Source organism: Caballeronia sp. LZ034LL (assembly GCF_031451215.1).
GTDB lineage: Bacteria > Pseudomonadota > Gammaproteobacteria > Burkholderiales > Burkholderiaceae > Caballeronia.
In genome coordinates, this window is sequence record NZ_JARUXR010000003.1 from 190,718 (window position 1) to 209,413 (window position 18,696).

An 18,696-nucleotide genomic window follows, 5' to 3' on the forward strand; every position below is an offset into this window, starting at 1 on the left:
AAGAGCATGACGCAATGGATCGATGCAGCCGCGCTGGACGACATCGAAGACGAGGATGTCATGCGTTTCGACCATGACACGCGCACGTTCGCGATCTATCGCGTGAACGACGCCGTCTATGCAAGCGACGGCCTGTGTACGCATGAACAGGTTCATCTGAGCGATGGCTTCGTCATGGATCATGTGATCGAATGCCCGAAGCACAACGGCCGTTTCGATATCCGCGATGGCCGGCCCTTGTGCGCACCGGTGTGTGAGAAGCTCAGGACCTATCCGGCGAAGGTCGAGGGCGGTCGCATCTTCATCGAGATCTGATGCCATGACGGACCAGCACGATGCCCGGGCGATGGTGATCGTCGGCGCCGGGCATGCCGGCGGGCGCGCAGCCGCTGCGCTGCGCGAATTCGGGTGGCGCGGGCGCATCGTGATGATCGGCGCGGAGCCGCATCTGCCTTATGAGCGGCCGCCTTTGTCCAAGCAAGTGCTGACCGGCGAGCGCGATGCGTCTCAGTGTGCGCTGCGCAGCCGCGATGCATGGCAGGCGGACCGGATCGAGCACAAGCTGGCCAGCGTCCGCAGCATCGTGCCGGGTTCGCGCGAAGTGCTTCTCGCCGATGACAGCCGCATCGCGTATGAAGCCTTGCTGCTGGCTACTGGTGGACATGTGCGCAAGCTCTCTATCCCCGGCGCGCAGCTCGACGGCGTCATGACGCTGCGCACTCTCGACGATGCCTTGTGCATCGCGCCGCGCCTCGTCAGCGGAGCGCGCGTGCTGATCGTCGGCGGCGGCTTCATCGGGCTGGAGGTGGCAGCGTCGGCACGCATGCGCGGTTGCGAGGTCAGTGTGATCGAAGGAGCTGCGCGCCTGCTTGGACGCGCAGTGCCCGCAGATATCGCGCAGAGCGTGCAGGATCTGCACGAGCGCAATGGTGTCGCCGTACACGTCGGCGTTGCACCGCTCGAGATCACTCGCACATCACAGGGCGCGCTGCGCGTCCTGCTGTCCGATGCGCGTTCAATCGACGCGGAAGTCGTGATCGTCGGCATCGGTATCGAACCGGCACACGAACTCGCGCGGGACGCGGGTCTTGCCGTGAATCGCGGGGTCATCGTGAATGCGCAACTCGAAACGTCGGCGCCGGGCATCTTCGCGGCGGGAGATATCGCGATCCATCCAGGCCGCTTCACGGGCGCGCCCATCCGTCAGGAAACCTGGCACAACGCCGAAACCCAGGCGCGCACGGCTGCCAGGAACATGCTCGGCGCGCAGGCCGCGTATGACGAAGTGCCCTGGTTCTGGTCCGATCAGTACGACCATCAGTTGCAGGTGGCGGGCGAGCCGTCGCTCGGCATGCGCACGGTGCGGCGCGTGCCGGGCGTATCGGCTTCGATGGACTTTCATTTCGGTGCGGCGAACCGGCTCGTGGGCGTCAGCGGATTCGGCCCGGCCCACGTCATCGCGAAAGACATGAAGCTTGCGCGCATGCTCGTGGAGCGCGGTCTGTCGCCGTCCGCGGATGTGCTCAGCGACGCAAGCTTCAAGCTGAAGGCACTGCTGTGAAGCGGCGCGTCAGACGCGGAAGCGGCTGACTGCTTCTTCGAGTTGCCCCGCCTGATCCCGCAGTTCGGCGGCGGAGTGCTCGGCATTGCCGACGAGCGTCGCATTCTGCTGCGTCGCTTCGCCGATCAACATGACCGCGCTGTTGACCTGCTCGATGCCGCTTGCCTGCTCACGCGAGGCCACGTCCATCTCCCCGACGATGGCGTTGACGCGCGCCACGCGTTCGAGAATGCCGTTCATCGTGTTGCTCGCTTCCTCGGCGATGCGGTAGCCGTGCGAGACCCGCGTGGCCGACTCGGCGATGAGCGCTTCGATCTCCTTCACGGCGCCCGCGCTGCGTTGCGCGAGCACGCGCACTTCGGCGGCGACCACCGCGAAGCCCTTGCCGTGCTCGCCTGCGCGCGCGGCTTCGACCGCTGCATTGAGCGCCAGGATGTTGGTCTGGAACGCGATGCCTTCGATGGTCGCGGTGATGTCGGCGATGCGGCGCGCCGCTGCATCGATGTCGCCCATGGTCTGCACCACGCGCGTGACGGCGTCGCCGCCGGCGCGCGCCGCATCGGATGCCGACGCCACCAGCTCGCCGGCCTGCGCGGTATTGGCGGCGTTCTGCCGGACCGTGGAGGTGAATTGCTCCATGCTCGCGGCCGTTTCCTCGACGCTCGCGGCTTGCGTGGCGATGCGCGTGGCTATGTCGCTGCTGTCAGAAGCAATCCGTCCCGTCCCTTCGTTCATGCCGGCCGACGCATGGCGCACCTGCACGACGATGCCGGCAAGACCGCGTGCGATGCCGTCGATGGCGCGCATCAGGCGGCCGATATCGTCCTGGCGCGTACTGTCGATGCGGACCGTGAGATCGCCGGCGGCGATGCGTTCGGAAGCGCGCGTGATCTGGTCGATTGGATGTCCGACGAGCCGCGCGACCGCATAGAGCAGCACGCCCACCAGCAGCACGACGACGATGAACCCGATGGCAAGGAACAGGGTGCGGCTATGGTCCACGTCCGCGAGCAGTTCGTCGCGATAGGCAATGCCGCCGATCATCCATTGCCATTGCGGCACGCTCATGTAGACGATCTCCTTGGTGCCGCCATGCACGCGCGGATCGGCGCCGGGGATGTCGGCGCCTTCGAACACGAGCTTGCCTTCGCGGGTATCGAGCATGTGCGCGAAGGGCGCGACGCGTTCATCGACGCCCTGGCCTTGCGAGCCGGGATGCACCAGCAGCTTGCCGCGATTCGCGCCGTTCGATGCATCGACGACGAAGTGATAGCCGCTCGCGCCTATTGCCAGCTTCGCGATGGTGTCCTGCAGCGCGGCGAATTCCGCGGTGACGTCGACGCCGACGAACAGCGCGCCGATCACGCGGCCCGACGTGTCCAGGACCGGCTTGTACTCGGTGATGTATTGCTTGCCGAACAGCGCCGCAATGCCGATATACGGCTTGCCGGAGAGGATCGGCGCATAGGCCGGGCCCTTGCGGTCGAGCAGCGTGCCGATGGCGCGCGTGCCGTCCTGCTTCTTGAGCGACGTCGTGACGCGGACGAAGTCGTCGCCGGTGCGGGCGAAGATCGTCGCGATGGCGCCGCTGTCCGCGAGGAATGCATCGGGAATCGTGAAGTCGTTGTTGAGGGGCTTGTCGCCGGCCAGCATGGTGGGTGTCGACGTGCCGGCGATCTCGACCGTATGCGCGGGGTCGAGCGTGAACGAAGACGGCAGGCGATGCGCGAACAAGGTCATGAAGCGCGAGACCTCGGCGCTCACGGCCTTGTCATAGAGGCCGATCATCGTGGCAATGGAGCGGTTCTCGCTCTTGACACGCGCCAGCGCATGCGTGTCCACCTGTTCTCCGGCGCGTTTCGTGACAGCGAGGGTAAAGAAAGCAATGGCGATCGCCGTGAGCGCGCAGGCCAGCACGGCAAACTGGGTCCCGACGTTCATGCGGGCCAGACGGGTTCGAAACATGGGCAGTGATTGAACGTAATGAGTAGGTGTGGTCCTTATCGGCAGCCGGTGCGCGCGTCTTTAATTTTTTGCTTGGGACAGGACACCGTAATGTGCTAGCGACGCTGACGCATGGCGAGCGCGACGCCCGACAGCGTCAGCGCCATCGCAAGCGCTTCGCGTGCGCCGAGCGGCTCGCCCAGCGTGAGGGCCGCGGCGACGATGCCCATGACCGGCACGAGCAGCATCCCGATGGAAGCGACCTCGGCGGACAGACGGCGCAACGTGGCAAACCACGCCAGATAGCATGCGCCCATCGGTACGAGGCTCATGTAGACCATGACGGCCCAGCCATCGAGCTTGAGCGCCGCGAACGACGGATGTTCGATCAGTGCGCCGAGCAGGACCATCGGCACGCAGCCGATGCCGACTTGCCAGGCGACCAGCGTGATCGGGGCGACGGGCATCGGTCCATGCGTGATGACGGTGCCGAGCGCGAACAACACCGCGGCTGCCAGCGCGAAGGCGATGCCGGCGAGCTTGCCGCCATCGAAGGAAAGGCCGTGCCCGGAAAGCAGGACGATCACGCCGGCCAGGCCCAGAGCGAGAGCGCAAAAGCCGGCGAAGGAGGGCTTGCGCTTCGAGATGGGCCACGCGAGCAGCATGGCCCAGATCGGCATGGTGTAGACGAGCAATGCACCTTCGCTCACGGAAAGCCATTTCATCGACAGTGTGGCGAAACCCATCCAGGCGAACACGTTGATCGCGGATGCGAGGAGCAGGCGCGGAACGCATGCGCGCGGCACGCGAAGGTCTTGCCCGGCAAAGAGCGCGATCAGACCCAGCAGGACGGCCGCCGTCACGCCCGCGACGCCGCGGGAGAAGAGCGGCGGCCACTCGCGCAGCAGGACCTTCATGGCCGGCCAGTTCAGCGCCCAGCCGATGGCGGTGACGAACAGATAGATGAACCCCGTGAGACGAGAAGGCATGGAGCGCGGGACGGGTTGCCGTGAATGAATGGGGATCGATCTTACAGGCGCGGGTGCACGCGGTTGGCATGCAAAACACCTAATGCATAAAACCGTCTGCCTTTGGGAAAAATCGTAGAAAACGATTAACTTTCGGCTTGAGGCCGGCTCGGATCGCGCCAGAATGCGTGTGAGAGCTGTGCTGGTGAGCGACCTAGGGCAAACACCAGGATGGTCACTCCCGTTCAAAACGACTATTCTTGATAAAACGTTTTCCAAACGGCTATATGGGTGACTGTCCAGGTGCTTCCGAATGGTCCGCCCGCGGCGCTCGTCGCCGAATCCACGCAACAAAGAACGCGGCACGACGAGCGCCGCCGCGTCCGGAGACTTTTCATGAACACTGTCGTTGCCGGCGTCGTACGAACCGCCAGCCGTTATCGCTGGACCGTGTGCGCGCTGCTTTTCTTCGCCACGGTCATCAACTACATGGACCGGCAGATCCTCGGCCTGCTGGCGCCGATGCTTCAGCACGACATCGGCTGGACGCAGGTGCAGTACGGCCGCATCGTCATTGCGTTCTCGGCGTTTTATGCCATCGGCCTGCTGTGTTTCGGGCGGATCGTCGACTGGCTCGGCACACGCATCTCCTACGCGGCGGCGATGTTCATCTGGAGTATCGCGGCGATGCTGCATGCGGCCGTCGGCTCGGTCATGGGCTTCGCGATGGTTCGCGCGCTGCTCGGCATCGGCGAAGGCGGCAATTTCCCGGCTGCGATCAAGACCACCGCCGAGTGGTTCCCGCGTCGCGAGCGTGCACTCGCCACTGGCATTTTTAATTCAGGCGCCAACATCGGCGCGGTCTTTGCGCCTGCGCTCATTCCTGCGCTTGCGGTGGCTTTCGGCTGGCGCGCGGCGTTCGTGCTGGTGGGCGCCGTCGGCCTCGTGTGGCTCGTGGTGTGGTTCGTGATGTATCGCCAGCCGGACGGCAGCGCGCACGATGACGAGCTCGCCGATGAAGGCGACGAGGCGAAGATCGCCGACGCCGCCCATGCGAAGGCCGGCGCGCCGGGCTTCAAGGAACTCATCAAGAAGCGTGAAACGTGGGCGTTCATCGTCGGCAAGTTCCTGACGGACCCGGTGTGGTGGTTCTATCTGTTCTGGCTGCCGAAGTGGCTGAATGAATCGCGTGGCATGGACATGCAGCACATTGGCATGCCGCTCGTCGTGATCTACGCGATCACCACGGTGGGGAGTATCGGCGGCGGCTGGATTTCGTCGGCGCTGCTGCGCTCGGGCTGGACCGTGAATGCGGCGCGCAAGACCGCGATGCTGATCTGCGCCTGCGCGGTACTGCCGATCGCATTCGTCTCGCAGGCGGAGAACCTGTGGGTCGCGGTGGCGATCGTGGGTCTCGCGGCGGCGGCGCACCAGGGCTGGTCGGCGAACCTGTTCACGACGGCATCGGACCTGTTTCCGCGGCGCGCGGTGGGTGCGGTGGTCGGTATCGGCGGCATGGCCGGGTCGATCGGCGGCGTGCTGTTCTCGGAAGTGATCGGTCAGGTATTGCAGCGCACGGGCCACTATTGGGTGCTGTTCGCGATCGGTGCATCGGCTTATTTGATTGCTTTCGCAATCATGCACGTGCTGACGCCCAAGATGACGCCGGCGAAGCTCGCAGGTTGAAGTTGCGCATGACCGGCGCGCACACCACGCGCCGTGCATCATGCATGCATCAGGTTGCGGCAGCCGTGGATTCACGCACGATGAGGCGCGGCTCGAACATGGAATTGCCTGGATCGGGATGTCCGGCGAGCGCGTCGATGAGTTTCTGCATGGCGAGTTCGCCCATCTTCTCGCTCTGGATGTCCACCGTAGTGAGGCCGGGCGCGGCATAGGCGCCGTACGGGACGTTGTCGATGCCCGTGACGGAAACGTCATGCGGCACCCGTATGCCGAGTGTTGCGGCTTCCTTCATGAAGCCGAGCGCGATGAGGTCGTTGTAGCAGATCACCGCCTGCGGCCGCTTCGGTCCGAGCATCACGCGCGAGCACGCCTGTTCGCCCGCGATCGAAGTCGGTGCATGCGCTTCGTAGACATCGAGTTCGAGGCCCGCTTCGGCGAGGCAATCGCGAGCTCCACGGATGCGTTCATCGTTGATGCGCGCATGCTCGAAGCCGAGGTAGGCGATGCGCCGATGCCCCAGGTCGAGCAAATGGCGCGTCAGCATGTAGGTGGCAAGGCGGCTGTTGATGCCGACGCTCGGAATGGGCAACTCGGCGTTGCGCAGAAGCACGACGGGTTTGTCGAGTTCAAGCATCCAGTGCGCGTCTTCGTCGGGCAGGCGCGAACTGACGAGCAGGCCGTCCACGCGTTGCGCGAGGGCTTCGATGAGAGGACGTTCGCGCGCCTGATTCTCGTCGATGTCGACGAGCAGCAGCGTGTAGTCATGACGCAGAGCGATGCGGTTGGCGCCCTTGACGACGTGAGTGAAGTGCGGATTGCTGATGTCGAGAATGGTGAGTCCGATGGTCCGGGTCTTGCCTGTGATCATCGAGCGCGCCAGCGGATTCGAACGATATCCGAGCGTCTCGATCGCCTCCTTGAGCCGCGCTTCCACCGGCGCCGAGAATCGTTGTGCGCCGTTGATGTATTTGGAAACTGTCGCGACGGACACGCCCGCTGCGGCAGCAACGTCGCGAATGGTTGAGGAATTTTTTTTCATTCGGAGGGTAACGTTTTCGCGGAATTCACGAATTGTCGCAGAAAATCGGGAAACCTGGAAAACGGGTTTTGCATTTCGAATGATGCGTTTTGGATGCAAAACCTTCCTAACGTTGTTGTTTCCGTGCGCCCGTGACGCCGAAAACGTTTTCTTCATTTTTGCTTTCAACGCAGTTGCAACGTAATACACAGGAGTTTCGATGAATCAGCCAACGGCAGCGGGCAAACCGTTCAAGCGTCTGCTTCTCACCGGCGCGGCCGGCAACCTGGGCCGACAGCTGCGCGGTGCAGTCTCGCAGTGGGCCGATGTGGTGAGGCTCTCGGACATCGCGCCGCTCGACGACGCCGCGCGTCATGAAGAGACAAGCGCCGTCGATCTCGCTGATATTGCCAAGGTGATGCAGCTCGTCGAGGGCGTGGATGCGATCGTGCACCTGGGCGGTATCTCCATCGACGCACCGTTCGATGACCTGATCGAAGCCAACATTCGCGGTACCTACAACATCTACGAAGCGGCGCGTCGCCATGGCGTGAAGCGGGTGGTGTTCGCGAGTTCGAATCATGCGATCGGCTTTCATCCCGTGACCGACGTGCTCGACGCCGACTCGCCACAGCGGCCGGACAGTCTCTACGGTGTGACGAAGTGCTTCGGCGAATCGCTGTCGCGCTATTACTTCGATCGCTTCGGCATCGAGACCGTCTGCCTGCGCATCGGTTCGTCGTTCGAGGAACCGAAGAACCCGCGCATGCTGGTCACTTACCTGAGCTATCGCGACTTCATCGAACTCGTGCGCTGCTCGCTGTTCACGAATCGCGTGGGGCATACGGTCGTGTATGGCGCATCGAACAATCCGGTGAAGTGGTGGGACAACTCGAAAGCGGGCTTCCTCGGATTCAATCCGCAAGACAGCTCGACGCAGTTCAACGATCTGTTCCCGCCGAAAGCGCCGACCGCCGATTACGACGATCCCGCCCAACGCTTCCAAGGCGGGCAGTTTGTCATCGGCGAGCCGATGGAGCGCAAGCGATGAGCAGCGCCGTGCGCGTGGACCGTCTCGACGCGGCGGGCGCCGCGACGGTCGGCGAGTGCCCGGTCTGGCGCGCGAAAGAGGGCGCGCTGTACTGGGTCGACATTCCGGCACGACGTATCGTCCGGCTCGTGCTCGAAAGCGGACAGCGCTCGGAATGGACCTTTGAGGAACAGGTCGCATGCATCGCATTCGATGCCGCCGGACAGATCGTCGCCGGCATGGAGAGCGGCGTCTTCGCCGTGACGCTGCACGACGGCGGCGATGTTTCCACGGCGAAGCTTGTCGCACCCTCGTTCGCCGCACCGGGCATGCGCTTCAACGATGGCCGCTGTGACAGGCAGGGCCGCTTCTGGGCGGGCACGATGGTGCAGGACATGTCGCTCGCGAGTGCGGCCGGCGCGCTGTACCGCTTCGATCGACATGGCGTGCTGTCGGACCCGCTTGTCGAGGGTTTGATCACGCAGAACGGACTGGCCTGGTCGCCCGACGGCAGGACCATGTATCTGTCGGACTCTCATCCGCAACGCCGCCTCGTCTGGGCGTTCGACTTCGACTTGGACAGCGGCACGCCTGGCGCGCGACGTATGTTCGCTGATCTGAATCATCACGCGGGACGTCCGGACGGCGCAGCGGTCGATGCGGACGGTTGCTACTGGACCTGCGCGAACGATGCCGCGCGCCTGCTGCGCTTTACGCCGCAAGGCCGGCTCGACCGCGAAATCGCGTTGCGTGCCAGCAAGCCGTCCATGTGCGCGTTTGGCGGCAGTGACCTCTCGACGCTTTTCGTCACGACGATCCGCCCGTCAATAAACGCAACTGACGACGACGGTCAGGTGTTCGCGCTGAACGCCGGCGTGCAAGGATTACCGGAACCGGAATACGCCGGAATGTTACCGGTCGCATGACCGGTACGAAACGGAACGATCCGTTCAAATTTTATTCGAGACAAGACGTTGCAAATGCTGGGATGCAAGGCGTTCCAGCACCGGATTGGCGCATGCCGTTCCGCTTGTCGGGCGGGCTTCGGAACCGATACCAAGGCTAAACACCAATGCTGTAGTTCCTCCTTAAAGAGTAGGCTCCGCAGGTATCCCAAGTACCCGCGATCTAGCGATTCTTCTATCCGGAGGAGACATAGATGGACCTTGAAACCCGCACCATGAAGCGCGTGATGGTTCGCCTCGTGCCGTTCCTGATTTTGTGTTACTTCATTGCCTATCTGGACCGCGTCAATGTCGGCTTTGCAGCCTTGCAAATGAACAAGGCGCTCGGCTTCACGGCGAGCATGTTCGGATTCGGCGCCGGTATTTTCTTCATCGCGTATTTCTTTTTCGAGGTTCCTTCGAACCTGCTGCTCGAACGATTCGGCGCGCGCCGCTGGATTGCGCGAATCATGTTCACCTGGGGCATCCTCGCTGCCGCGATGGCGTACATACCCCACATCGCGCAAGCAACCGGTCTGTCCAACGCCTATGTGTTCTATGGCTTGCGGATCCTGCTTGGCGTCGCCGAAGCGGGCTTCTTCCCCGGCATCATCTTTCTGCTGACGCTGTGGTTTCCGGCCAAGTACCGGGGACGCGTGGTCGGCTATTTCATGGCGGCGATTCCACTCTCGACTGTGATCGGCGGCCCGATCTCCGGTGCGTTGCTGCAGATGGACGGTCTGGGCGGGATGCAAGGCTGGCAGTGGCTCTATCTGATCGAAGCCATTCCGGCGCTGCTGCTCGCATTCGTCGTGTACTTCTACCTGACCGACAAGCCCACGGATGCACACTGGCTTGCGGATGACGAGCGCAAATGGCTAGTCGACCGTCAGGCCCACGAGCGCGCGCATCGCGAATCGGTGCATGCGTTCAGCGTCAAGGAAGCGATCTTCAATCCCCGCGTGCTGGCGATCGCGCTGATCTATTTCGGCGCCAATGCCACCAATTACGGCCTCAGCTTCTTCCTGCCGCAGATCGTCAAGGCGTTTGGCCTCACCAATCTGCAGACGGGCTTCGTGACGTCGCTGCCGTATGCGGTGGGTGTCGTCAGCATGGTCTTGTGGGGACGTCATTCGGACCGCAAGCTCGAGCGTCGCTGGCATGTGGCGATTGCGTTGATGGTCGCGGCCGGCGGCATCGCGGTCTCGGCCGGGCTCGACGATCCGGTCATGAAAATGATCGCGCTGTCGATCGCGGGCTTCGGCATCTTCGGCTGCCTGCCGGTGATCTGGACCTTGCCTGCATCGTTCCTGTCGGGTGCCGCGGCTGCCGGCGGCATCGCCGCGATCAACTCGCTCGGTAATCTCGCCGGGTTCTTCGGTCCTTATGCAATGGGCTGGATCAAGGACAGCACGGGCGGTTTCGGCGCGGGCCTGCTGTGTCTCGCGGGGGCAGGTATGGTCGGCGTAGCGGCGGTTCTGCTGCTGCACCATGACTCGGCGCTGGAGACCATCTCGGGCGCCCACGACGTCAACGATGCGGAGCCCAAGCTCGCGCGCTGAGCGAATGTGAGGCGGATGTTGCAAGAGACAAGGGACCGCGGCAAGAACGCGGTCCCTTTGTATATTTAATCTTGCATCATGAATTCAATCGCTTGATGTCTGCGCGCGGCGCAGGCGTTCCCGGCTGTTGATGAGATGAAGACGCATCGCCGTGCGGGCGGAGTCGGCGTCGCCGCGCTCGATTGCATCGGCGATCTGTTCGTGTTCCCGATTCACCCGCGTCAGATATTCGGCGTGGCGTTCAGGCGCGACAGGTGTCGCGGTCAGGCGCGTGCGCGGAATCATCCGCGCGCCGAGATGCGCCATGATCTCCACGAAATAACGGTTGCCGGTCGCCTGTGCGATTTCCATGTGGAATCGCAGGTCCGGCGCGATGGTGTCGGCGTGTCGCTCGACGTTCCTCGCGAAATCGACGAGCGCAGCGCGCATGGCCGTCACGCGTGCCGCATCGCATCGCAGGGCCGCGAGTCCTGCGCTCTCGGTTTCGAGGCTGATGCGCAATTCGAGTATCGCAAGGGCATCGAGGGAGCCGGGGACATCGGCGGGATCGATTTGCAGCAGCGGCGCTGCGGCCGCTTCGCAGATGAACGTGCCGATGCCATGGCGCGTCTCCACGAGTCCCTCCGCCTGCAGGCGCGATAGCGCTTCGCGCACCACGGTGCGGCTCACACCGAAGTGCTGCACCATTTCTGCCTCGGTAGGGAGGCGGGCGCCAGCCTTAAGTTCGCTCGCGTCGATCTGCGCGCGCACGGCGTCCACCATTTGCAGCGTGAGGCTTCGGCGCGTGCCTGAAGCGCTGTTCGGAGCACTCGAAGATGCGTGCGCGGAAGGGAAGGAATCCGCGTGTTTGTGAGGATCGGGCGATTGCGTCACGGCGTTCTCGTTGGAATGGGTTTTACACACATTGACAAATCGATTGGCAAATGATGATATGCGTCATGCGGTGATATGACAACGTACAAGAAGAGGCGTGCAGGGTAATCCCTAGCCGAATCTCGCAGGAGACATGAATCGATGGAACAACGAAATAACGCGTCGTCACGCGAGCATTCCGCTCGCTTCGAAAGACTGCTGCTCACCGGCGCCGCTGGGGGTATCGGGCAGGCAATCAGGCATCGGGTGGCCGAATTCGCGCGCCACGTGCGCATTTCCGACCTTCCTGGCGTACTCGGCAGCGAGGCTGCGCCGCACGAAGAAATCGTGCCTTGCGACCTTGCGGATCGTGAGGCTGTCGACGCGCTGGCAAAAGAATGCGACGCCGTCATTCATCTGGGCGGAGTATCGGTGGAGCGTCCGTTCGAGGAAGTGCTCGAAGCAAACATCAAGGGCGTGTTCAATCTCTACGAGGCAGCGCGCCGACAGGGCGTGAAGCGCATCGTGTTCGCCAGTTCGAATCACGTCACGGGCTTCTATCGCCAGGACGAGATCATCGATGCGACCGCACGCAAGCGTCCCGATGGCTACTACGGACTGTCAAAGTCCTTCGGCGAGGACATGGCGCAGTTGTACTTCGATCGCTACGGCATCGAGACCGTGAGCATCCGCATCGGTTCGGTTTTTCCGGAGCCCAAGGATCGCCGCATGATGGCGAGCTGGATGAGCCAGGACGATTTCCACGACCTGTTGCGCCGCAGTCTGTTCACGCCGGATGTCGGCCACACGATTGCCTTTGGTATGTCCGCCAATGCGCACACATGGTGGGACAACCGGTGCGCCGCGCATCTCGGCTTCGTACCGCATGACTCGTCGGAACCGTTCCGCGAAAAGATCGAAGCCACGCCGCCGCCCCTGCCGACCGATCCGGTCGCGGTTCTCCAGGGCGGCGCGTTCACGACGATCGGACCGTTCGACCCGGTTTAATGCATGCAAGATTCATTATCACCAATCGTAGTATGTCGTCATACATCCAGCGCAGGATCGGCTCAGCGGCGCCAGAGCCGTCATAACGTGTAAAACGTCAACCTGACAGGGACATCGCCTCCATGTTTTCACTCGATTTTTCACCCCTGTGGCCTTATTGGCCGACGTTCCTGCTAGGGGCGTGGCTCACGCTCAAGATGACGTGCGTCGCGGTCTTCTTCGGCTTGATCGTGGGGATGCTCGTGGCATTCGCGAAGCGCGCCCGCGTACCCGTGCTGACGCGCCTCTGCATCATCTATATCGAGGCGGTGCGTAACACGCCGTTCCTCGTGCAGATCTTTCTGCTCTATTTCGGACTGGCGAGCATCGGCTTGCGCATGCCGACCTTCGCGGCCGCTGCGCTTGCGATGACGATCAACATCGGCGCCTATGCAGCCGAAATCATTCGGGCGGGTCTGGAATCCGTGCCGCGTGGACAGATCGAGGCGGCGGAATGCCTGGGCTTGTCGAAGTGGCGCATCGGCTGGCATGTGATGTTGCAGCCGTCGATCGAAAAGGTTTATCCGGCGCTGACGAGCCAGTTCCTGCTGATGATGCAGGCGTCCGCCATTGCATCGCAGATCTCCGCGGAAGAACTCACGGCCGTTGCCAACACCGTGCAGTCCGATACCTTCCGTTCACTCGAAACCTACATCGTGGTCGCGGGCCTGTATCTCGTGCTCTCGCTGATCATCAAGCTGATCGCGTGGCAGGTCGGCGAGCATCTGTTCAAGCGTCGCCGCGCGATCCGTCTGGCGGCGAAGCGGGCAGGCAAGGCGCCGCCCGATCCGCAACGGATCGATACGGTGATACCCGGGGGTGCAGCATGAGCGGCGGATTCACGGCTGCGCACCTGGCCTACCTGGTGCAATCGATCGGCTGGACCGTGGTGTTGTCGCTGCTGGCGTTCGTGCTGGGCGGCATTGGCGGCTTCGTCGTGATGCTTGCGCGCATCTCGCCGCGCGCATGGCTGTCGCGCGTCGCGCTGGTTTATATCGAAGCCATCCAGGGCATCCCGCTGCTGATCCTGCTGTTCATCGTGTACTTCGGCCTGTCCGTGTATGGCTATCAGGTGCCGGCGCTGATCGCGGCGGGCCTTGCCCTGATGGTGTATTCGAGCGCCTATCTCGGCGACATCTGGCGCGGCTGCATCGAGGCGATGCCCAAGCCGCAATGGGAAGCCTCGGAGTGCCTGTCGCTGACACGCTGGCAGACCCTGCGGCTCGTGATCATTCCGCAGGCCATGCGCCTCGCGTTGCCGCCCACGGTCGGCTTTCTCGTGCAGCTCATCAAGATGACTTCGCTCGCCTCGGTAATCGGCTTCATCGAACTGACGCGCGCAGGTCAGATCATCAACAACTCGATCTTCCAGCCGTTCCTTATCTTCGGCCTGGTGGGCGCTTTTTATTTCGTGCTGTGCTATCCGCTTTCGCGCTGGAGCCAATCGATGGAGAACAAGCTCAATGTCAGCAATCGTTAAGGTCGACGATATTCACAAGAGCTTCGGCTCCAATCATGTGCTCAAGGGTGTGTCGTTCGAAGTCAACAAGGGCGAGATGATTGCTGTGATCGGCGCAAGCGGCTCGGGCAAGAGCACGGCGTTGAGATGCATCGACCGGCTGGAAACCGTCGATCAAGGTCAGATCGAGGTATGCGGTATACGTGTCGACGATCCCAAGGTGAATCTTCACCACCTGCGCCGCGAAGTGGGCATCGTGTTCCAGAGCTATAACCTCTTCCCGCATCTGACGGTGGAGGAAAACATCATGCTTGCGCTGCGCCACGTGAAGAAAATGTCCCGCGACGAGGCACGGCGCATTGCGCTGAATGTGCTGGAGCAAGTCGGACTCGGACAGAAGGCGGATGCGTATCCCGAACAGCTGTCCGGCGGACAGCAGCAACGGGTCGCGATTGCACGCTCTCTGGCCATGTCGCCGAAGGTGATGTTATTCGACGAAGTGACATCGGCGCTCGATCCGCAACTCACCGGCGAAGTTCTTCGCGTCATGGAAGATCTTGCCGCGGACGGCATGACCATGCTGCTCGTCACGCATGAAATGGCCTTTGCTAAGCGTGTGGCGGACCGCATCATTTACATGCACCAGGGCCGGGTCTGGGAAGTCGGTGACGGCAGCATGCTCGATTCGCCGCAAACGCCGGAGCTTCGTGCCTTCCTCGATAACGGGCTGTGATCCCCGCTGCATGGGAACACGCATTCGACTCACGCATCAATCCACGCAACAACCATAACGACGGAGACGTAACTTGAAAGCCAAGACTATCATTGCACGCGCGGCCCTTGCCACCTTGATGCTGGCAGGCGCGGTGCACAGCGCCATGGCCGACCAGCTCGACGACATCAAGAAGGCCGGCGTCGTGCGCGTCGCCATTGCAATGGGCACGCCGCTCTTCAGCTATGCCGACGAGAACCTGAAGCCCGCGGGTTCCGACGTGGATACTGCCGCCGCGCTCGCCAAGGATCTCGGCGTCAAACTCGAACTGGTGCAAATCACCAATGCCGCGCGCATTCCGACGCTGCAAGCCAAGCGGGCGGACCTCGTGATCGCCGACTTGTCGATCACGCCGGAACGCGCGAAGGTGGTCGACTTCTCGAATCCTTATGCGGTGATCACGATCATCGTCGGCGGCTTGAAATCGATCAAGGTGAAGGACTATGCCGATCTCGACGGCAAGACCATCGGTCTCACGCGCGCAACCGTGAACGACACGCTCACGACGCAGCAGGCGAAGGGCGCGCAGATCCAGCGTTATGAAGACGATGCAACGCTCATCACCTCGATGGTGACGGGCCAGATCGACGTGTTCTCGAGCACCCCGTCGAACCTGCAGGAAATGCAGCACCGCGCGCCTCAGCGCAACATCGAGATGAAGTTCGAGCAGAAGAATTTCGATCTTGGGATTGCGATGAACAAGGATCAGCCGCGTCTGAAGGAGTGGGTGAACAACTGGGTCGGCACGAACATGAAGAACGGCAACCTCAATGCGATCTATAAGAAGTATCATGGCCGCGATCTGCCGGATAACGTTCGCAAGGGTGCGTGACGTGCGTGACGCATCACGCGTCGCGGTAGCCTGAAGGCCCGCCAGGGCGATGAAGAAGGGCGGATAACGCAGGGCGACGAGCCTTGACGCTATTCGCCCTTTTACATTTTGCATGCAGAAGACAATCGGGCATTACGTATTCGAAATGCCCAATTCAACGCTTCTTCGGATCGTAGGGCAGGATCCGTTCATGCGCTGTGCAGCGCCGTGATGTGCCGTGAAGCGCCGCCAAACGCTGCAGGCAAGGTACAAGACAATATTCACAGACCCGGCATACACTTGCGTCTGCATTTTGCATCGTGCATTCAAAGAGCCGTCGGTCGTGCGTGGCTCGTCGCGCACGAAGCCTCGTGTCCTTCGCGCCCCGAGTCCGCACGACTGCGCCATCTCCCGGAATCCTTTCCACGCATGGAGCTCAACATGGCCACCAAAACGATTGCCGATTACCTTGCAAGGACGCTTGCTGCAGCCGGAGTCGAGCGCATCTGGGGCGTCACGGGCGACAGCCTCAACGGACTCGCCTTCAGCCTGGATCGCGTCGGTTCGATCCGCTGGATGCATACCCGGCACGAGGAAGCCGCCGCGTTCGCTGCCGGGGCCGACGCCGCGACGACCGGCAAACTGGCCGTCTGCGCGGGCAGTTGCGGGCCGGGTAATCTTCACCTGATCAACGGGCTCTACGACTGTCACCGCAACCATCAGCCGGTGCTCGCCATTGCCGCGCACATCCCATCGACAGAAATCGGCCTCAACTATTTCCAGGAAACGCACCCGCAGGAATTGTTCAGGGAATGCAGTCACTTCGTCGAACTCGTGTCGAACGCATCGCAGTTTCCCCGCGTGCTCGAACGAGCGATGCGCGCGGCGCTGGATCAGCGCGGCGTCGCGGTGATCGTGCTGCCCGGCGATGTTGCGTTGAGTGAGGGCCCAGGTATCGAGCCTCGCTGGACGGCGAGCGCACCCGGCGCGATCGTTCCTTCCGACACCGAACTCGACAAACTGGCCGGCCTCCTCAACGGCTGCGAGGCGGTGACGATCATGTGCGGCAGCGGCGTTGCAGGATCGCACGATGAAGTCGTGACGCTGGCGGACACGCTCGGTGCGCCTGTCGTGCATGCGCTGCGCGGCAAGCAGTTCATCGAGTACGACAATCCATTCGATGTCGGCATGACGGGTCTCATCGGCTTCAGCTCCGGCTATCACGCGATGATGAACTGCGACACGCTGCTTCTGCTCGGCTGCGACTTTCCCTATCGTCCGTTCTATCCGCCGAATGCGAAGATCGTCCAGATCGACTGGCGCGGTTCGCAACTGGGGCGTCGCGCGCAGCTGGAGATGGGCGTGGTCGGCACTGTCAAGGAAACGCTCACGGCACTGCTGCCGAAACTCACGCGCAAGGACGAACGACGCTTTCTCGACAACGCGCTCAAGCACTATGCGAGCGCCCGCAAGGGGCTCGACGACCTCGCGACGCCTTCCGCGCCGGGCCGGCCGATTCATCCGCAGTACCTGACCAAGCTGGTCGACGACATCGCCGCCGAAGACGCCATCTTCACGGCGGATGTCGGCACGCCGACGCTGTGGGCTGCGCGCTATCTCACGATGAATGGCAAGCGCCAGTTGCATGGGTCGTTCAATCACGGCTCCATGGCCAATGCGATGCCGCAGGCGCTCGGAGCGCAGGCGGCGCATCCGCAGCGTCAGGTGGTGTCCCTGTCGGGCGATGGCGGTCTCGCGATGCTGCTCGGCGATCTGCTGAGCGCCGTGCAGCTCGAGTTGCCGATCAAGGTCGTCGTGTTCAACAACAGCCTGCTCGGATTCGTATCGATGGAATTGAAAGCGGCGGGCTACGTCGATACAAATGTGGATCTCAGCAAGACCGATTTTTCGCAGATCGCGAAGGGAGCGGGAATCTGGTCGGTGCGCGTCGAGGAATCGGAACAACTCGAGAGCGCACTGCGCGATGCGTTCGCGCACAAGGGGCCGGCGGTCGTGGATGTGGTGACGTCCAAGCATGAACTCTCGCTTCCGCCGACTATCGAGCTCTCGCAGGCGAAGGGGTTCAGCCTCTATATGTTGCGAGCCATCCTGAGCGGCCGCGGCGACGAGATCATCGAGCTGGCGCGCACCAATCTTCGTTGAAACGACACGACGAGCGAAAGCCGGGCACGCGCATGAAGCGCGCGCCCGGCCCGGAACATCAGTAGTGTGGATACGAGCGCGATACGCGCTCAGAAGCGATACGTGACGCCAACCTTCACGATCGGGAAGAACCGCAGCTTGTCAGCCTTGTTCTGCAGATCCTGTTTTTCCGCGTCGACGTTTTCCTGTCCTGCTTCAGCGACGATATCGGCGGGCACATCGAAGTCGATGCGCGGACGGCCGTACGCGACGCCGGCATCGAAGAAGGCGGAGAAGCCCTTCTGCGCCACCGGCGTATGGCCGAAACCAATGCCGATGTAAGGACGGACCGTCGGGAAGCGCGCCTTCGCGTGAATGCTTTGCCCGAGCGTCGAATACTGCACGCCATTGATGGTGTACGTGCCGCTCATGCTGGTCGCGGTGGCATCGACGTTATCGCCGCCGACGAGCGCGCCGGCCGTGATGCGAAAACCGACGGTGTCAGGCGCCGGAAAAAAATCGAAATAAAAGCCGCCGTGATAGATGCTCGCCGTTCCGTCGTAGTGCAGGCCGCCGGCATTGAAGCTATGCGAAAAACGGAATCCGTTGAACTCGGCGCGCACATTGTCGCGGGTGCCGAGTGGCTCGGAGTAGCCGACGCCGAAGCCTTCGGTGCCGATCTGGCCATAGATTTCGCGAGCGTGCGCAAGCGGCGTGGCGAGCGCGGCAAGCGTGCCGACGAGGGCCGCGACCGCGGCCAACGATTTCTTCATTGCAAGAATTTCCAGAGAGGGATTGGACGGGAGGGCGTCCTGGCGAAAGCGGCGGGGGGTGCCGGCTGGTGCGAGAGGCCATGCGCGATGAGCTTGCATCGCGGATAGTTTCGATAACGGAAACGTT

Annotated in this window: 17 protein-coding genes; 12 read left to right on the forward strand and 5 right to left on the reverse strand. The window is 62.5% G+C overall.

Annotated elements, in window-relative coordinates:
* Nucleotides 1-6: 6 nt before the first annotated feature.
* A complete protein-coding gene (locus QCE83_RS21980; protein ID WP_309816061.1) occupies nt 7-315 on the forward strand; it encodes a non-heme iron oxygenase ferredoxin subunit in 309 nt (102 codons plus the stop codon).
* A gap of 4 nt (nt 316-319) precedes the next feature.
* Nucleotides 320-1,561, forward strand: coding sequence for an FAD-dependent oxidoreductase (locus QCE83_RS21985; RefSeq protein WP_309816065.1), 1,242 nt, complete (start codon nt 320-322; stop codon nt 1,559-1,561).
* 9 nt (nt 1,562-1,570) lie between these two features.
* On the opposite strand, the gene QCE83_RS21990 is transcribed toward QCE83_RS21985, so the two are convergent.
* Together QCE83_RS21990 and QCE83_RS21995 are read right to left on the reverse strand one after the other, a co-directional pair.
* Nucleotides 1,571-3,526: a Cache 3/Cache 2 fusion domain-containing protein gene (locus QCE83_RS21990; RefSeq protein ID WP_309816068.1), complete on the reverse strand. Its 1,956-nt coding sequence runs from the start codon at nt 3,524-3,526 to the stop codon at nt 1,571-1,573.
* 95 nt (nt 3,527-3,621) lie between these two features.
* A complete protein-coding gene (locus QCE83_RS21995) occupies nt 3,622-4,494 on the reverse strand; it encodes a DMT family transporter (RefSeq protein WP_309816071.1) in 873 nt (290 codons plus the stop codon).
* A 375-nt stretch (nt 4,495-4,869) separates the two neighbouring features.
* Between QCE83_RS21995 and QCE83_RS22000 the strand changes: the two genes are divergently transcribed.
* The gene (locus tag QCE83_RS22000; protein WP_309816074.1) at nt 4,870-6,159 is read left to right on the forward strand and encodes an MFS transporter; all 1,290 of its coding nucleotides are present in this window, start codon (nt 4,870-4,872) and stop codon (nt 6,157-6,159) included.
* A 49-nt stretch (nt 6,160-6,208) separates the two neighbouring features.
* Here QCE83_RS22000 and QCE83_RS22005 read toward each other — a convergent pair whose 3' ends face one another.
* Complete coding sequence (locus QCE83_RS22005) at nt 6,209-7,198, reverse strand: LacI family DNA-binding transcriptional regulator (protein ID WP_309816077.1); 990 nt, start codon at nt 7,196-7,198, stop codon at nt 6,209-6,211.
* 199 nt (nt 7,199-7,397) lie between these two features.
* On the opposite strand from QCE83_RS22005, the gene QCE83_RS22010 reads away from it, so the two are divergent.
* The 3 genes from QCE83_RS22010 (at nt 7,398) to QCE83_RS22020 (ending at nt 10,713) form a co-directional block, all read left to right on the forward strand.
* A complete protein-coding gene (locus tag QCE83_RS22010) occupies nt 7,398-8,228 on the forward strand; it encodes an NAD(P)-dependent oxidoreductase (RefSeq protein WP_309816080.1) in 831 nt (276 codons plus the stop codon).
* Nucleotides 8,225-9,133 (forward strand): SMP-30/gluconolactonase/LRE family protein, encoded by a 909-nt coding sequence (locus tag QCE83_RS22015; protein ID WP_309816083.1) that lies wholly within the window; start codon nt 8,225-8,227, stop codon nt 9,131-9,133. Before QCE83_RS22010 ends, QCE83_RS22015 begins: the two co-directional genes overlap by 4 nt.
* Nucleotides 9,134-9,366: 233 nt before the next feature.
* On the forward strand, nt 9,367-10,713 hold the full coding sequence (locus tag QCE83_RS22020) for an MFS transporter (RefSeq protein ID WP_309816086.1): 1,347 nt from the start codon (nt 9,367-9,369) through the stop codon (nt 10,711-10,713).
* Nucleotides 10,714-10,797: 84 nt separating this feature from the next.
* Here the strand turns inward: QCE83_RS22020 and QCE83_RS22025 are convergent, their stop codons facing one another.
* The gene (locus tag QCE83_RS22025) at nt 10,798-11,475 is read right to left on the reverse strand and encodes a FadR/GntR family transcriptional regulator (RefSeq protein ID WP_309816088.1); all 678 of its coding nucleotides are present in this window, start codon (nt 11,473-11,475) and stop codon (nt 10,798-10,800) included.
* A 252-nt stretch (nt 11,476-11,727) separates the two neighbouring features.
* Between QCE83_RS22025 and QCE83_RS22030 the strand changes: the two genes are divergently transcribed.
* The 6 genes from QCE83_RS22030 (at nt 11,728) to poxB (ending at nt 17,817) form a co-directional block, all read left to right on the forward strand.
* Nucleotides 11,728-12,573, forward strand: coding sequence for an NAD(P)-dependent oxidoreductase (locus tag QCE83_RS22030; protein WP_309816090.1), 846 nt, complete (start codon nt 11,728-11,730; stop codon nt 12,571-12,573).
* Nucleotides 12,574-12,695: 122 nt separating this feature from the next.
* Nucleotides 12,696-13,442: an amino acid ABC transporter permease gene (locus QCE83_RS22035; protein ID WP_309816093.1), complete on the forward strand. Its 747-nt coding sequence runs from the start codon at nt 12,696-12,698 to the stop codon at nt 13,440-13,442.
* Nucleotides 13,439-14,092, forward strand: coding sequence for an amino acid ABC transporter permease (locus tag QCE83_RS22040; protein ID WP_309816097.1), 654 nt, complete (start codon nt 13,439-13,441; stop codon nt 14,090-14,092). Before QCE83_RS22035 ends, QCE83_RS22040 begins: the two co-directional genes overlap by 4 nt.
* On the forward strand, nt 14,076-14,804 hold the full coding sequence (locus tag QCE83_RS22045) for an amino acid ABC transporter ATP-binding protein (RefSeq protein WP_309816100.1): 729 nt from the start codon (nt 14,076-14,078) through the stop codon (nt 14,802-14,804). The genes QCE83_RS22040 and QCE83_RS22045 overlap by 17 nt, the downstream gene beginning before the upstream one ends.
* Before the next feature lie 73 nt (nt 14,805-14,877).
* Nucleotides 14,878-15,675: a transporter substrate-binding domain-containing protein gene (locus tag QCE83_RS22050; RefSeq protein ID WP_309816103.1), complete on the forward strand. Its 798-nt coding sequence runs from the start codon at nt 14,878-14,880 to the stop codon at nt 15,673-15,675.
* Nucleotides 15,676-16,095: 420 nt separating this feature from the next.
* Entirely contained in the window at nt 16,096-17,817 is a 1,722-nt protein-coding gene (gene poxB / locus QCE83_RS22055) for a ubiquinone-dependent pyruvate dehydrogenase (protein WP_309818688.1), read from the forward strand.
* Nucleotides 17,818-17,906: 89 nt separating this feature from the next.
* Here the strand turns inward: poxB and QCE83_RS22060 are convergent, their stop codons facing one another.
* Nucleotides 17,907-18,569 (reverse strand): hypothetical protein, encoded by a 663-nt coding sequence (locus QCE83_RS22060; protein WP_309816106.1) that lies wholly within the window; start codon nt 18,567-18,569, stop codon nt 17,907-17,909.
* Nucleotides 18,570-18,696: the final 127 nt, after the last annotated feature.

What these genes read in the sequence shown, in the direction of transcription:
- QCE83_RS22020 (WP_309816086.1), top strand. Translation starts at nt 9,367, where the DNA reads ATGGACCTTGAAACCCGCACCATGAAGCGCGTGATGGTTCGCCTCGTG.
- QCE83_RS21980 (WP_309816061.1), top strand. Translation starts at nt 7, where the DNA reads ATGACGCAATGGATCGATGCAGCCGCGCTGGACGACATCGAAGACGAG.
- poxB (WP_309818688.1), top strand. Translation starts at nt 16,096, where the DNA reads ATGGCCACCAAAACGATTGCCGATTACCTTGCAAGGACGCTTGCTGCA.
- QCE83_RS22015 (WP_309816083.1), top strand. Translation starts at nt 8,225, where the DNA reads ATGAGCAGCGCCGTGCGCGTGGACCGTCTCGACGCGGCGGGCGCCGCG.
- QCE83_RS22060 (WP_309816106.1), bottom strand. Translation starts at nt 18,569, where the DNA reads ATGAAGAAATCGTTGGCCGCGGTCGCGGCCCTCGTCGGCACGCTTGCC.
- QCE83_RS21995 (WP_309816071.1), bottom strand. Translation starts at nt 4,494, where the DNA reads ATGCCTTCTCGTCTCACGGGGTTCATCTATCTGTTCGTCACCGCCATC.
- QCE83_RS22005 (WP_309816077.1), bottom strand. Translation starts at nt 7,198, where the DNA reads ATGAAAAAAAATTCCTCAACCATTCGCGACGTTGCTGCCGCAGCGGGC.
- QCE83_RS22045 (WP_309816100.1), top strand. Translation starts at nt 14,076, where the DNA reads ATGTCAGCAATCGTTAAGGTCGACGATATTCACAAGAGCTTCGGCTCC.
- QCE83_RS22025 (WP_309816088.1), bottom strand. Translation starts at nt 11,475, where the DNA reads ATGGTGGACGCCGTGCGCGCGCAGATCGACGCGAGCGAACTTAAGGCT.
- QCE83_RS22010 (WP_309816080.1), top strand. Translation starts at nt 7,398, where the DNA reads ATGAATCAGCCAACGGCAGCGGGCAAACCGTTCAAGCGTCTGCTTCTC.
- QCE83_RS21990 (WP_309816068.1), bottom strand. Translation starts at nt 3,526, where the DNA reads ATGTTTCGAACCCGTCTGGCCCGCATGAACGTCGGGACCCAGTTTGCC.
- QCE83_RS22000 (WP_309816074.1), top strand. Translation starts at nt 4,870, where the DNA reads ATGAACACTGTCGTTGCCGGCGTCGTACGAACCGCCAGCCGTTATCGC.
- QCE83_RS21985 (WP_309816065.1), top strand. Translation starts at nt 320, where the DNA reads ATGACGGACCAGCACGATGCCCGGGCGATGGTGATCGTCGGCGCCGGG.
- QCE83_RS22040 (WP_309816097.1), top strand. Translation starts at nt 13,439, where the DNA reads ATGAGCGGCGGATTCACGGCTGCGCACCTGGCCTACCTGGTGCAATCG.
- QCE83_RS22035 (WP_309816093.1), top strand. Translation starts at nt 12,696, where the DNA reads ATGTTTTCACTCGATTTTTCACCCCTGTGGCCTTATTGGCCGACGTTC.
- QCE83_RS22030 (WP_309816090.1), top strand. Translation starts at nt 11,728, where the DNA reads ATGGAACAACGAAATAACGCGTCGTCACGCGAGCATTCCGCTCGCTTC.